Source organism: Leptospira fluminis (assembly GCF_004771275.1).
Taxonomy (GTDB): Bacteria; Spirochaetota; Leptospiria; order Leptospirales; family Leptospiraceae; genus Leptospira_B; species Leptospira_B fluminis.
In genome coordinates, this window is sequence record NZ_RQEV01000015.1 from 118,923 (window position 1) to 131,664 (window position 12,742).

15 protein-coding genes are annotated in these 12,742 nt (G+C 48.1%); 7 read left to right on the forward strand and 8 right to left on the reverse strand.

All coding sequences use genetic code 11. The features are described from left to right. Nucleotides 1–32: 32 nt before the first annotated feature. From leuA2 to EHO61_RS14900, 4 genes are all read right to left on the reverse strand, one after another. The gene (gene leuA2, locus EHO61_RS14885; protein WP_135814357.1) at nt 33–1,307 is read right to left on the reverse strand and encodes a 2-isopropylmalate synthase LeuA2; all 1,275 of its coding nucleotides are present in this window, start codon (nt 1,305–1,307) and stop codon (nt 33–35) included. 230 nt (nt 1,308–1,537) lie between these two features. Beyond that, nucleotides 1,538–2,149: a tetratricopeptide repeat protein gene (locus EHO61_RS14890; protein WP_210415351.1), complete on the reverse strand. Its 612-nt coding sequence runs from the start codon at nt 2,147–2,149 to the stop codon at nt 1,538–1,540. A gap of 47 nt (nt 2,150–2,196) precedes the next feature. After that, nucleotides 2,197–2,988 carry a hypothetical protein gene (locus EHO61_RS14895; RefSeq protein ID WP_246032160.1) on the reverse strand — a complete coding sequence of 264 codons (792 nt, stop codon included), beginning with the start codon at nt 2,986–2,988 and terminating at the stop codon, nt 2,197–2,199. 80 nt (nt 2,989–3,068) lie between these two features. Next, on the reverse strand, nt 3,069–3,863 hold the full coding sequence (locus EHO61_RS14900; RefSeq protein WP_135814358.1) for a crotonase/enoyl-CoA hydratase family protein: 795 nt from the start codon (nt 3,861–3,863) through the stop codon (nt 3,069–3,071). A gap of 163 nt (nt 3,864–4,026) precedes the next feature. Here EHO61_RS14900 and EHO61_RS14905 point away from each other — a divergent pair, with 163 nt between their 5' ends. The 3 genes from EHO61_RS14905 to EHO61_RS14915 are packed head-to-tail and all read left to right on the forward strand — an operon-like array spanning nt 4,027 to nt 5,217. Continuing rightward, nucleotides 4,027–4,626, forward strand: coding sequence for a hypothetical protein (locus EHO61_RS14905; protein WP_135814359.1), 600 nt, complete (start codon nt 4,027–4,029; stop codon nt 4,624–4,626). A gap of 7 nt (nt 4,627–4,633) precedes the next feature. Next, nucleotides 4,634–4,822, forward strand: coding sequence for a hypothetical protein (locus EHO61_RS14910; protein ID WP_135814360.1), 189 nt, complete (start codon nt 4,634–4,636; stop codon nt 4,820–4,822). Between the two features lie 8 nt (nt 4,823–4,830). Further along, complete coding sequence (locus EHO61_RS14915) at nt 4,831–5,217, forward strand: phage holin family protein (RefSeq protein ID WP_135814361.1); 387 nt, start codon at nt 4,831–4,833, stop codon at nt 5,215–5,217. 7 nt (nt 5,218–5,224) lie between these two features. Here the strand turns inward: EHO61_RS14915 and EHO61_RS14920 are convergent, their stop codons facing one another. After that, complete coding sequence (locus EHO61_RS14920) at nt 5,225–5,809, reverse strand: TetR/AcrR family transcriptional regulator (protein ID WP_135814362.1); 585 nt, start codon at nt 5,807–5,809, stop codon at nt 5,225–5,227. A gap of 87 nt (nt 5,810–5,896) precedes the next feature. On the opposite strand from EHO61_RS14920, the gene EHO61_RS14925 reads away from it, so the two are divergent. From EHO61_RS14925 to EHO61_RS14935, 3 genes are all read left to right on the forward strand, one after another. Next, entirely contained in the window at nt 5,897–6,919 is a 1,023-nt protein-coding gene (locus EHO61_RS14925) for a zinc-dependent alcohol dehydrogenase (protein ID WP_135814363.1), read from the forward strand. 70 nt (nt 6,920–6,989) lie between these two features. Continuing rightward, nucleotides 6,990–7,364 carry a hypothetical protein gene (locus tag EHO61_RS14930; RefSeq protein ID WP_135814364.1) on the forward strand — a complete coding sequence of 125 codons (375 nt, stop codon included), beginning with the start codon at nt 6,990–6,992 and terminating at the stop codon, nt 7,362–7,364. An 18-nt stretch (nt 7,365–7,382) separates the two neighbouring features. Further along, nucleotides 7,383–8,249, forward strand: coding sequence for a hypothetical protein (locus EHO61_RS14935; protein ID WP_135814365.1), 867 nt, complete (start codon nt 7,383–7,385; stop codon nt 8,247–8,249). A gap of 13 nt (nt 8,250–8,262) precedes the next feature. Here the strand turns inward: EHO61_RS14935 and EHO61_RS14940 are convergent, their stop codons facing one another. Both EHO61_RS14940 and EHO61_RS14945 read right to left on the reverse strand, forming a co-directional pair. Next, nucleotides 8,263–8,925, reverse strand: coding sequence for a DsbA family protein (locus EHO61_RS14940; protein ID WP_135814366.1), 663 nt, complete (start codon nt 8,923–8,925; stop codon nt 8,263–8,265). A gap of 136 nt (nt 8,926–9,061) precedes the next feature. Next, entirely contained in the window at nt 9,062–9,346 is a 285-nt protein-coding gene (locus EHO61_RS14945) for an LIC10816 family protein (RefSeq protein WP_010414189.1), read from the reverse strand. A 371-nt stretch (nt 9,347–9,717) separates the two neighbouring features. Here EHO61_RS14945 and EHO61_RS14950 point away from each other — a divergent pair, with 371 nt between their 5' ends. Then, a complete protein-coding gene (locus EHO61_RS14950) occupies nt 9,718–10,863 on the forward strand; it encodes a M14 family metallopeptidase (protein ID WP_135814367.1) in 1,146 nt (381 codons plus the stop codon). Here EHO61_RS14950 and EHO61_RS14955 read toward each other — a convergent pair. Then, nucleotides 10,860–12,623, reverse strand: a complete 1,764-nt coding sequence (locus EHO61_RS14955) for a GAF domain-containing SpoIIE family protein phosphatase (protein WP_135814434.1) — start codon at nt 12,621–12,623, stop codon at nt 10,860–10,862. The genes EHO61_RS14950 and EHO61_RS14955 overlap by 4 nt on opposite strands. Between the last annotated feature and the right edge of the window lie 119 nt (nt 12,624–12,742).

A 12,742-nucleotide genomic window follows, 5' to 3' on the forward strand; every position in this document is an offset into this window, starting at 1 on the left:
CGGTCCGCAGAGCTCCTTCGTTATCCGTTTCTTTACGATTCTATACTTCTCAATCTCTGCAGTTCCTCCGCCATTTGTTCCAAAGAGAGTTCTCCGCCTCCTTCCTTTTCGGACCGGGATTTCAGCGCCGGCTGCAAGCGTAAAGCTTCCTCCTTAGAAACTCTTATTCCGGCAGTATTCAGAATTTCGAATATAGCGGACTTTCCCGATTGGCTTGTAAAAGCGATTCTGTCGCCTTCCGGTCGCCCGATCAAATCCGCGTCGAAGGCGCGATAGGCTCCTTTTTTCAAATTCTGGGTTTTGGAAACGCCGTCTTGGTGGATCCCGCTGCGGTGAGCGACCACGTCTTCTCCGATCAAAGGCGCTTTTTCCGGGATGGGGACTCCGGACATGTGGGCAACGATTCTGGACGTCTCGTAGATCGCTTGTAGGTTCAGATCCAAATTGACCCCGCAATTGTGTAAGGCCACTGCGACTTCGTATGTGTTCGTGTTTCCGGCCCTTTCCCCCAATCCGTTCAAAGCCGTTTCCAACTGAGTGGCTCCCGCAAAGAAACTTTCCACTGTCGTGGCCGTTGCCATACCTAAGTCGTTATGCGTATGGACGGAAATTCGGGAACCTTGCGGCAAGGATTCCGCTACTTTGCGTATCATCGCGACGAACAGAAAGGGCCTGTATCGTTCCACCGTGTTCGGTAAATTGATCACGTCTGCCCCTGCGTCCAGAGCGGCTCGGAAAGCCTCGATCGTAAATTCAATATTTTCTAATGCGTCTCCGAAATGTTCTCCGGAAAATTGGACTTCTCCTCTGTTTCCTGCGAATTTTCTCGCATAAGAGACCGATCGCATTATATTTTCTTTTACCTGTTTCTCCGAAATTCTCAATACGTTTCGGATCGTAAAATCGCTCACAGGATAGACGATATGGATTCTAGGACGGGCAGCCTTATGAATCGCTTTCCAGGAGAGTTCGATTTCCTCTTCTACCGCTCTCGAAAGGCTCGAAATCACCACCCGGTCAGGCGCCAGTCGCGATAAATGGGAACACGCCTCGAAATCCTGACTGCCGGCGGATGCAAAACCGACTTCGATTCCTTGCACGTTCAATTTTAACAATTGTTGAAATATGATTTCCTTTTCCCGCAGATTCCAAGGTTTACGAAGCGCTTGGTTTCCGTCCCTGAGGGTCACATCCATGAAAAAAGGGGTAGAGCGCGGAATCGCCAGAGCGGAATTCGTCTGGAAGATTTCCTGAAAAGAGGGAAAGGTCGGTCGTCGGTCCGTTTCGGGGGTTGCATTTGTTTCCATAGTTCTTCTCCGTTTCGCCCTTCGGGGAGGCCCTTTCTGGTTCCGGAGTCTTCGGAAACAAAAAAACCCGCCCAAAGAGGGGCGGGTTTTTTGCACGCGCAGCGATCCTTGCCCCTCTTAGTCTCCGAGTAGGAGAAGGAGGAGTCCGAGCAAATTCGCTTGGAAGGAAGGCTGTACCATACGTTTCTACCTAACAGGTAAATGGGTTCTATTGCCCGTCAAGGAAAATTTCAGGTTTCTCCGTCGTTCTTTAAAAAGCTCCAGATTCCCCCCTGTTCGAAACGCTTCTCTTCCAGAAGTTGCTTCAATTGGACATATTCCTTTTTGACGGAGTCGGGAACTCCTACGGACTCCAATTTACGAAACGTCTCTTCTGCTTGGGCGAATCGATTCGTACGGACATAGCAAATGGCAAGAGCGTACAAGGTGGGGGAATCGTTCAGCTCGAGTTCGTTGAATCCTTTCAGAAGATCTAAGGCTTGTTCGAACTTAGAAGCTCCCGTGTATACGGCGGCAAGGTTTTTCCTCGCGTATAAGTCGGAATCGTCCAACTCCAGAGCTTTGGAAAGATGGAATTCCGCCTTGGGCTTATCCTTCTTTTTCGCATATAGTACGCCGAGTCCGACCCAGGCCTGAACATGGCCCGGATTCAATTTTAAACATTCTTGAAGTTGAAATTCCGCCAAAGACAATTCTCCGAGTTGGGAAAGGCACATGCCGTAATGGAATTTCGCCGCAGCGTTTTCGGGCTCTTCTTCCGTCCAGGCCGATAGGATTTCTTTGGCTCCAGATTCATCTCCGGACTTCAGGCGTTCCAGTGCGTTTTTTAATCTTGGATCCATACCTTATAGTCGGGCCGAACACGTACGAATTGCCATTCATTTTTCCTTTATTTCTTTACCGGCTTTTCGGAAATAGAACCGCTTTTTTCGGGTTTGGATTTTTCTTCCGACGGGAGGAGTCCCCTGTTACAATGATACGCGGAGGATTTTAATTCGAATTCGGCGCTCTTTTTCAGCAAATCCTTATCCAATTGGTATTTTTCCCGGAGGGAATCCAAAAGTCGGATGTCGGCTTCATCGTCCGAATTCACGAAATGATTCGTTTCCTCTCGAAACAAATTCTCCCATTTCGAAACGAATCGAGTCAGATGATCGTCCCGGAAATTCTTCAGGCTTTTTTCCGTTTTTTGGCATTCGCCGATCAGATCCTCTACGTGTTTTTTTCTAAGCACATCTTCCGGTTTTTCCGTGATCTTCTTATAGGTCACGTAGATCAGACCGACTGTTAAGGTCGTCTCGAAAGCCCCCGGAACCGGAACGACCAAAGCGATCGCTAATGCGGCTCCCAATCGTCGAACGATGGAAGTACTGTCTTTTTTAAGTTCGGTGGTATCTCTATCGATGTCGTGCAACCTAAGATCGAAACGCCTTTCCAGAGGTTTTATAATTTCCTCGTGGAATTTTCTTAGATCGGCGATCGCATCCGAATATCTGGATTGTACGCTTAGATCGGTTATGAATAATTTTCCTTCGTCGTTTTGGTACAAAAGGAAGTATCTATTGTCTTTCGAGATCCTCGATTTTTGAGAGCGGGGAAAAGAGGAACAGGTTATTTGGGAAAAGGAAAAGGCGAGAATCAGGCACGTTAAGCGAATTTTAACGATTCCTTCTTTTACCATAAGTTGGAATCGTTTTAGAAATGCAGATATTTGTAAATTACAAACCTATTTCCGGCTCTCTTGAGTTGCGTCTGCTCGGCTTATTTTCCTTGAAAATTCCCCTTTCGTTTTTCCAAAAAGGACTGCACTCCTTCTTCTCCGTCTTCGGTGTCCATCAGGCCCAGAGTGATCGGTAGCAGGTCTTTTGCCGCTTCCTTTTCCCCTTCCAGGAGGGCTTTTCTGGCTGAAGAAATGGCGGCTTGCACTGCTAACGGAGCTTGCTCAGCGATCTTTTCGGCTAAGGCGATCGCGCGTTCGAGCAACGCTTTTTTGGGAACGATTTCCTGAACCAATCCCATTCGGTAGGCTTCCTCCGCATCGAAATCGTCCCCGGTCAATATGTAGCGCATCGCATTTCCCCAACCTGCGCTCTGCACGAAGCGGAAAGTGGCGCCTCCGAAAGGCATAATACCCCTTTGGACTTCCACTTGTGCGAATCTTGTCTTTTCCGCCGCGATGCGGACGTCCGATGCCAAGAGTAATTCTATTCCCAAGGTAAAACAAAAACCGTGAACGGCGCAAACTACCGGCTTAGTCCTTTTTCTTTTCGTCGCTCCGTTTTCCCATGGATCGATCTGATTTTCGGAATATGTATAAGTCCTCCTTTTTTTGAGGGTATCGGCGACGTCCTTCAGTTCCAATCCTAGGGTAAAATGCATTCCGTTTGCGTAAACTACGGCGCACCTCGCGTTCGGGTCGTTCTCGAATTCGGTATACGCTTCGCTTAAACGATTCAGCATCTCCGTATTCATCGCGTTTCTGTGATCCGGTCTGTTTAAGCAGATCAGAAAAACATGATTCCTTTTTTCGATCAAAATCGAGTCGCTTTTATTCATATCCATTCCTTTGGGAACAAAACAAAGACAATGAGGTCCCGATTCAGTCACAATACTTTCCGTCAAAAAAGTCAAATTCGTTTCGGGAGTCTCCGCGAAAAACGATGCCGGGCTTTTGGCTGGACAAAAGCGGATTTGCATGGAAAATTGATCGAAATCCTCGATGAAGATCGTTCCGAAAAAATATTTCGATTCTGTTCTGGCGCTTTTGGTTTCGGTTATAGGCTGTTCCACAGTACAGAACAAGTCCATGACTCTACCGGTCTTGGAGCCTGCGAGAGAATCCGTGCCGGTTCTGATCCAGTTCGACGATGCCGATAAATACGACCCGGCCAGTATCAGGGCCACGTTTTATACGGGAACCGAAGGAAAGGATAGAAGAACGGACAGGGAGTACGCCAAGTTTCCGATTCTGGTCGGAGCGGGAGCACGTTCGAAGGAGCTCGAGTTGGAAGGTTCCTTGTTCAGAAGGAGTTCGTTTCTGGTTTCGGAAAGGATGGATTTTTATCTTTATTTGGACGGTAATCACCTCTCCCACAATTGCAATCTAGGAGTTGAGGACGTCACGGCGAACCATCCGAATACCAGCAAAAGATCGTTCCGTTCGGTAAAACTTTATTTTCGCGGAACCGGAATCGTGGACGAAAGACGCACGTATGCATCCTTTGCGCTCGGTTTAGTCACGTATTTTTTATCTAATATATTGGGCACAGGCTTTCGAATGGAAAAGATGGATTGCGGATTAATCCTCGAGGGGAGTTGAGGGATTTATGCCTTACATGGCCGTCGGCTCTCGTCAGATCCTTTTTTCGGACTCGATCGCACCAGCCTCCGTGGGAGACCAGACTCGGGAAATTTCAACCGTTTCGGATAACCGTGTGGTACAACCGCAAACCGTCGTGATTCCTCCCGAAGGGCTCCCTCCGCATTTAGGACAATTTTTGGATTCTACCGTTTAGGAAGGTTTATGGCCAAATTACTTCTTTCGATCGCTCTTCAATCGCTCGTAGTGATCTACGTATTTCCGCTTATCGATCCGTTGTTCCGGGTTTCAGGGAGCTGGTGGGATGTACTCGTTCTTGTTTTATTTTTCGGATTTCTGAATTTCGTTCTTCGATGGCTGCTCGTGATCATAACACTAGGTCTCGGCTACCTCGTCTATATTCTCACCTTGGGCTTGGCAGGGCTCGTCGTTAACGCGATCGTATTACTCATCATCGGGGATATTTTTCCGGGTAAAATATTCGTGCCCGGTTTTTTCTCCGCATTTCTCGGCGGCGCAGTACTTGCTCTCGCAAACTATGTGGCTAAGCGGGAGGCAGGGGACGAGGATTCCAATAAGAACGGAGACTGATCCTTTTTCAGAGTTCGGAAAGCATTTCCTCCCTTAGTTCCCGGAAGAATTTCGGATCTCCCGTCATCATGTAGAATTGGGAGTTTCCTTGGAAAAGCTTCATAAAGCGTTCCGCCTTTTTCCGGGAGGAAAAATCCTTAGAGAGCGATCCTTTCGTTTTACAATTCTCGAAATATAGTTCCAGACAATGGATCCAACTTTCCAATACTGCACTGGCTTGTTTGGACCATTCGGGATTTTGTCCTTCCACGCTCCCCATGAATCTGGCCAGCGGGCAGCCGAAATATTTTTTGGCCCGGACCTGTTTTCCGAGTAAGGCCATCCAGCGTTCTACGAATTCTATCGGTCCCGAAGAGCGGTCCATCAGCCTTTCCCAACCGTTTTGAAATTCCGCAGCTTGAACCTCCAGATACTTTTTTCCCAAATCCTCCTTAGTCTGAAAATACCGGTAAAAGCTGGCCTTATGGGATTCGGACTCTTCTATCACCTGATTGACCGAGGTTGTCGCATATCCTTGCGTATAGATTAAGCGAATCGCGGTTTGCACCAAGCGATCATAAGGGCCCGGAGCGGAATTTTCCGATTTTTTCATGGGCCTATAATAAAAGGATAGACTAATTAGTCTATCGTGATTCAGAGTTGGCTTATGGATAGACTTTCCGGTCTATCGGGAGTTTTCATGCAACGATTGATGTTCGTAAAGAAAAATACCTTGCAGTGGATGGAGACGGAGGATCCTAAAATCACAGGTCCGAATCAGGCTTTGGTGCGACCCCTCGCGGTTTCCAGGTGCGATTTAGACCTACCGATTCTACGGGGAGAGACTTTGTTCCGCGCGCCTTTTCCCGTCGGGCATGAATTTGTGGGCGAGATCCGGGAAGTGAGTCCCGAGCTAGAGAATGTTTTTCCTCTCGGTACCAGAGTGGCGGTTCCTTTCCAGATTTCCTGCGGACATTGCCATAATTGCGAAACGGGACAATCCAAGAGTTGCAGTACGGTTCCTCATACCAGCGCCTACGGAATGGGAAAAGGAGGTAAGGAATACGGAGGCGCGCTTGCGGATTCGGTTCTCGTTCCTTACGCAAAAGAGATGCTCGTTCCCTTTTCCGCTAATACGGATCCGGCCGCGATCGCAAGCATTAACGACAATCTTATAGAAGCGTGGAAACTCGCCGGAATATTTTTGCAGGAAAGAAAAGATCAAAAAATTCTAATACTTGGAGGATGGGCGGCCAGTATCGGTCTCTATACGGCGGCCTTGTCCAAGCACATGGGCGCTGCCGAAGTCGTCTACGTGGATACGGACAAGAAGCGTCTGGACTTGGCGGACTCTTTCGGGGTAAAGGCTGAAAAAATCTCGGGGTTCCCGAAAAATTTCGGAAAGTTCGATATCGTGGCCGATGCCAGCGGTAGCGAGGAAGGTTGGGAATGCGGGCTTCGCTCCCTGGGTGTGGACGGGATTTTCGGTTCCTGCTCCATTTTTTGGACAAATGCATTGCCGATTCCTTATTTAGAACTTTATAATACTGGAGCAAATTTGAAGATCGGCCGAGTTAAGTCCCGAGAATGGATTCCGGAAATGTTGCGATTGGTTGAAGAGGAGGGGTTCGATCCTTCTAGAGTAACGACGCGGAAAGCGAAATGGTCCGAAGCTGCGGAAGCCTTTCTGGAGGAAGAGACCAAGCTTGTGATCGTTAGATAGGAGTACGGAATTCGGGAAAAAATTTGTGGACAAAGGGCTTTTGCATGATCACAATAAAGGCCCTTTTTTCATGAAACGGATTTTTATTGTCTCTCTCCCGATCTTTCTCGTGTTTTCCTTCCTGGAGAACTGCGCTGTATTTCAGAGAAAGAACCGAATCCTCACGAGTTATCTGGACGAAAAAATACGTCCGGAAAGCGCCGTCGCCCAGGTCGCGCTTTCTCCCGTCGCGATTCCTGTCGGAGTCGTTTCGCTGTTTTTAGACGGCCTTGTCCTGCATCCGATTAGTGTGATCCCCGATGCGTTGGAGGATACTTACAAAGTCATCTGGATGGATCCGACGGGAGGGGTGGTTTTTCAAACCATAGTTTTCTTTCCTAAATTGGCTGTGACTCCGCTCTTCTTTTTGGTCGATTTTTTGGGGCGAAGCGGAATCGCTTTTTAAAGGATCGGGAAAGGCGAAATGACTCTAAAATACCGGAAAGGAATTCTTCTCACGATTCTCATCTGTCTTTGTGTCTCTAACTGGAATTGCGCCATCTTCAACCGGAACAACACTCCTTTGGTCGTACGGGTGGAAAAACATCTGGTTCCGGAAGAGCCGGTTCCGAAAGTCCTCGCGGCTCCTTTTTATCTACCGGTAGGATTGGCTGCCGGCCTATTGGATCTATTCATCGTCCATCCCATCATACGGATTCCCGACGCGTACCGGGATACGATAAGCGCCCTTTGGACTCCGCACCCGGAAAACGGATATATGACCCGGATGGCCTTCCTCCCTTTTTCGGTTTTGCTTACACCCTTATTTTTTGCCGGGGATCTTTTCTTTCGTAGCGCTTTCGATGTGAACGGTAATGTTGATCGTGCCCGTATCGAGGTAGTTCCCGAAAAAAAGGTCAAATCTCTGCAGCAAGCTTTGTCGGAAGGCGATCGTGCGACGATCGTCAAATCTCTGAACTCGTACACTTACTACGAGCCGGGCATTCTTTATGCCGTATTGGAAGCTTATCCGTCCGATGAGGAGATTCGGCAGTTGGCATTCGTCAAACTCGTTTCCGCTTTGAACGCTCAAACCTTTCCCCAATTCGAGGATTTTCTTTTAAGTCAGTTGAACAAGGATGCCCGGATCGATCGGATGCTACTAGGTGTATTCCGTCGACTTTCCTCCAAAAAAGCAAGTGCGGAAATATTACGTATTTTGCGGATAGGTTCCGTTCCGGAAGCTCTTGCAAAGGATTATATGATCACTGTCATATATATAGGCAATGAAAAAGAGCTCCAGTATATCCTGGACCGTATTCGGTCGGATAAGATAAAAGACGGACGCTGATTCGAACCGGGTCTTAAAACCGTCCGATGGATCGAAAATAGTCGGCTAAAATGGAATCCACTTCTTCGAAGGAAAGATATCCTTTGGTCAAAATTCCCCTTTCGATACCGTCGGAAAAAACGAGAGTCGGAAAACCGGTGACACCAAGTTGAAAGCCGTAGTTGAAGTCCGTCTCCGTTTCCAAAACGGTTTCTTTTGCCGAGTATAGTTCCCGAAATTCGGATTCCTTCATTCCGAAGTCTCTTGCGATCCCGATAAAGACTTCCGGATCGGTCGGATCCTTTCCTAAGGCATGGAATCCGTAAGAAAGAGAGTCCATAAATTCGAAGGCCGTTCCGGGGGCGAGTCTCTGAGCGGCGATCACCGCCCTGCAAGAAGGTTCCGAATCCAAGACCAAATCCCTGCGCTTTAGGATTTCGTAATCGAACTTTCTTTTTGAGATTCGTTCCGCCTCCTTCCACACGTACCTCAGACGATCCGTGCTTTCCTGTGTGAACGGCTCCACATTCGAACCGAAGCGGTACCCTCCCAACACGAGAGAAAATTCGATTTTGTCGGAATATTTTTCCCTCAATGCGGCGATAGAGGGCCCGAAGGCGTAGGACCAGGTACACAGAGGGTCCGCCACATACAGAAGTGAATGTTTCCCTTGGGTCTGAAAAAGTTCCGCTTCCATTCTTAATACATGGATAGAATAGGTTTCGTTTTAGGACCATTCTTTTCTTTTAAGGAAAGGAGGGGAATTGCGCCGGAAAATAAAAAAGGCGGGACAAAAGTCCCGCCTCCATCTCTTTTTCGTTTCGGAGGATTTTCTAAATTTCGTTCGGGTGTTTGACGTAGTATAGTGATAGCCACACTACCCCGAAAAGTACCCCCGCGTACGCTAGGATCGCGGTCGCGATGTCGATCATAGGAAGAACGGTTGCTATAGGGGTTACCTTAACAGCCGTAATCTTCGTAGCTTCACCAAGAATTAGGAATAGACCTCCCAATCCTATCAGGTGATAACGATTCATCGCGTCCTTTGATACTCGGGCGAACCGGGCAAACACAGGAACAGCCAAAAGCGCTAATGCGAAAATGGTGACTGCATCCATGGTTCATACCTCCTTAAGGTACTAAGTTAGACATCTGGTAGTTCGAGGTTCTTACTGAAAAAACGGAAAAATATTTTATAAAAATTGAATGTAATATAACGACCGATCGATTAAGATACTTTTTTTATATCGTTAGGATTAATACCGCTTCCGATCCGGATTAATCCGGATCCCTATTCCGATTAAAATATCCAACAAGGGATAATCGCTTTGAGCGAGAAAAAACGAAAAAAAATCCGTTTTGATCCTTGCTTCTCCCGGAAAAATCCGGGTTCCGCTCCGCTCGCGGGAAAAAACCTTAATCAAATCGTAATCATTTCGGTACAAATTCTTTTCGACCCCTGTCGTCGGTTTTAAAGAATTTCCTTAACGTGGATCTGCTTTCGTTCTACCTAGAGACGTACGACGCTTGTCGTAGAGCCTTTCTTTCCTATCGCAGAAGTTTGAAAAAGAACTTCCTCCGTTTTCATCACGAAGTCCTGGAGATCCCGAAAGGCGGGGGAGAGATCGACACATACCTGATCGGGAACAAAAAAAAGGTCCCTAAAAAGATCGTGATTATGAGTTCCGGCATACACGGTGTGGAAGGATTCGCAGGATCGGCCTTTCAGCGCAGATGGATCGAGGAATATCTTTTGAACGACCATCCTTCCTATTCCCTTCCTAAAAACGTGGATTTTCTCTTTTTGCACGGGATCAACGTGGAAGGCTTCAAAAGTATGAGAAGGGTAAACGAAAGAAACGTGGATCTGAATCGGAACTTCGCCTTAAAGCGGGAGAAACTCCACAAGAAAGCCAAAAACAAAGGTTATCGCAAAATCCAATCCTTTCTCAATCCTCCCAGAAAGTTCAGCTACATCGCTTGGGAATATTTCCTTTTCGTACTCCGTTTCTTCGGGATCGTCACCCGCTTCGGAGCTAAATACGTTATGGACGCGGCGGTCAACGGTCAGTACGAATTTCCGGGCGGAATCTACTATGGTGGGAGAAAACCCGAGCCGGTAGTACGGCAGTTGCGCAAATTCTTCCGTAAGACGTTGAAGAAGTACGAACAAATCCTGATCCTGGACTTTCACACGGGTTACGGTGCAAGGAACGCTCTTAGTCTCATGCAGAACGCGCCTCCGGGGTCTCGGGAAGATCGAAACCTAAAAAAGGTATTCGGAGATTTCGGGCTTTTGTTAAACGAAGGTGAAGAGGACTTTTATAGGACGTCGGGCGATTTTACGGACTTTTTCGGAAAGCTATTCGGAAAGGACAAGGATCTCTTTCCGATCACCGTAGAGATGGGAACTTTCGGAAACCTGAATCTTCGCGGCGCTCTAAGGGGAAGTTTTCTGATGATCAGCGAAAATCGGATTCATTTTTTCGGATCCAAGTCCGAAACCGCAGCGGAAAGAGTCCGAGAGGATTTTCGGGAGATGTTTTTTCCGACCAGAGAGGACTGGAGACTTGCGGCTATGGACCAGGTTTTCGGCGTAGTTCCCGAAGCGATCGTCCGGTTCTCGAAAATCTAGATCCGATCCACTATGAGTAAGGTCACATCGTCCTCGAAATCCGACCGCCTACAGTAGTTGCGACATTCTTTGATGAGTCCGAGCGAAGTTTCGCCGGCCTGACTTTGGGAAAAGGACCGAACCGCAAGAGAAAGTAAATCGTCGCTGTACCTTCTGCTTCTATCCTCGTTGGAATGTTCCGTAATTCCGTCCGTGTACAATACGAGACGGTCCATCGGTTGGAAGGACGTCACGAATTCCTCGAAGAACAGATCCGGAATGACCCCGACCAATTTCCCCTTGGTTTCCAGCGGCAACGAAGTTCCTTCCGCTCTGCGAAACAATATCGGAGGATTGTGCCCCGCGTTGGAATACACCAGAGTGTTGGTTCCGGTATGTATTACTCCGTAGAAGGAGGTAAGGAAATTTCCGGCGAGCTTATTATAAAGAGCGTGGTTCAGCGCGGTAAAAAATTTGGAAGGACTGGACAAGGTTTCCTCTTCGAATGTCTCCATTACGGTATGAATCACCGCGGCGACCACCGAAGCCGAGAGTCCGTGGCCCGAGACGTCCGCGATCAACACTGCGGTCCTGTGCTCGTCCAATTTGATTACGTTATAAAAATCCCCGCCTACGTTATCGAAGGGAATGTGTTGCACGCCGAAATCCAATCCTGGAACATACGGAAGCACGGAAGGAAGGATGCGTGTCATGACTTCTCTGGCCCGCCGAAGCTCCCTTTCCGAATCCATCACTTTGTGGAAGAGATTCGCGTTCTGGATCGTGACACTGAGTCGGTTCGCGATCGCGCCGAGCATCTCTAAGTCCGCATGCGTGAACGCGTAACCCGAATACTTATTGTTTACGCTGATCACTCCCAAAAGATTTCCTCTATACAGCAACGGAGCGGAAATGAGAGAGCTGGCTTCGAATTTGTATTTTGCGTTTTTGTCGTAGCGCGGATCTTCCTCCAGATTCTGGATGAGGAGGCTTTGTTTTTCTTTGGCGACCCATCCGGATACGCCTTCTCCATAGGGAACTTGGATCGCATGGATGGCCTCTTCCGGAATTCCTCTTGCGGCTAGGATCCGTAAGACTTCTAGAGTGGGATCCGCCAGGTAAATCGTTCCGGCCTTCGCCTCCAAAAATTCCAAAACCTTATCGATCAGCCAATTTCCCAATTCCTGGATGCTTTTTTCGGCTACGGTAAGTTTTTCGAATTCGTATAATAGGGATAATTCTAGGACACGCTTCTTCAAAGACTCGTGAGTCTTCGCGTTCTTGATCGCGATCGCCGCAATTTCGGAAAGGGAGGCAAGGACCTCCAGATCCGACGAATCAAAACTGCGGTTTCCGGATTTATTCAGGATTTCGAGAGTGCCGATGACCTGGTCCTGCACGAAAAGAGGGACGCATGCTAAGGAACGGGTCCGGAATCCGGTTTTTTGGTCCAAGGACGGATTGAATCTTTTGTCGGTGTAGGCGTCTTCCAGCAGGATGGCTTTTTTTTCCTGAGCCACCCAGCCCGCGATTCCCTGGCCGGGTTCCAGCCGAGCGTATTTTTGTATGATCTCCCCTTTTTCTCCCAAGGCGACTTCGCAGTACAAAAAGCCGTCTTTCTCGTCCAATAGAAAAAGGGAACTGGCCTCCGCTTCCAAAAGATCTTTCGAATATAGCATGATCAGAGGGAGAAGTTGATACAGGTCTAGGTTGGCATTCAGAATCGTGCTCGTGTTGAGCAAGCTACGATATTTGCGAGACACTGAATCGACTGGAGTCATAGATGCGCCCAGACTGGCACGGATCCGATGCAAAGTCAACGATTGTCGTTTTTCCGGACCCTAAAAACGGCGGAAAGGCCCTAGTTTCCCCTGCGTCCCAGGTTTTTCCCGAACAGAAA

Excerpts from the sequence above, each read along its gene's own strand:
- leuA2 (WP_135814357.1), bottom strand. The coding sequence starts at position 1,307 with ATGGAAACAAATGCAACCCCCGAAACGGACCGACGACCGACCTTTCCC.
- EHO61_RS14890 (WP_210415351.1), bottom strand. The coding sequence starts at position 2,149 with ATGGATCCAAGATTAAAAAACGCACTGGAACGCCTGAAGTCCGGAGAT.
- EHO61_RS14895 (WP_246032160.1), bottom strand. The coding sequence starts at position 2,988 with ATGGTAAAAGAAGGAATCGTTAAAATTCGCTTAACGTGCCTGATTCTC.
- EHO61_RS14900 (WP_135814358.1), bottom strand. The coding sequence starts at position 3,863 with ATGAATAAAAGCGACTCGATTTTGATCGAAAAAAGGAATCATGTTTTT.
- EHO61_RS14905 (WP_135814359.1), top strand. The coding sequence starts at position 4,027 with ATGAAGATCGTTCCGAAAAAATATTTCGATTCTGTTCTGGCGCTTTTG.
- EHO61_RS14910 (WP_135814360.1), top strand. The coding sequence starts at position 4,634 with ATGCCTTACATGGCCGTCGGCTCTCGTCAGATCCTTTTTTCGGACTCG.
- EHO61_RS14915 (WP_135814361.1), top strand. The coding sequence starts at position 4,831 with ATGGCCAAATTACTTCTTTCGATCGCTCTTCAATCGCTCGTAGTGATC.
- EHO61_RS14920 (WP_135814362.1), bottom strand. The coding sequence starts at position 5,809 with ATGAAAAAATCGGAAAATTCCGCTCCGGGCCCTTATGATCGCTTGGTG.
- EHO61_RS14925 (WP_135814363.1), top strand. The coding sequence starts at position 5,897 with ATGCAACGATTGATGTTCGTAAAGAAAAATACCTTGCAGTGGATGGAG.
- EHO61_RS14930 (WP_135814364.1), top strand. The coding sequence starts at position 6,990 with ATGAAACGGATTTTTATTGTCTCTCTCCCGATCTTTCTCGTGTTTTCC.
- EHO61_RS14935 (WP_135814365.1), top strand. The coding sequence starts at position 7,383 with ATGACTCTAAAATACCGGAAAGGAATTCTTCTCACGATTCTCATCTGT.
- EHO61_RS14940 (WP_135814366.1), bottom strand. The coding sequence starts at position 8,925 with ATGGAAGCGGAACTTTTTCAGACCCAAGGGAAACATTCACTTCTGTAT.
- EHO61_RS14945 (WP_010414189.1), bottom strand. The coding sequence starts at position 9,346 with ATGGATGCAGTCACCATTTTCGCATTAGCGCTTTTGGCTGTTCCTGTG.
- EHO61_RS14955 (WP_135814434.1), bottom strand. The coding sequence starts at position 12,623 with ATGACTCCAGTCGATTCAGTGTCTCGCAAATATCGTAGCTTGCTCAAC.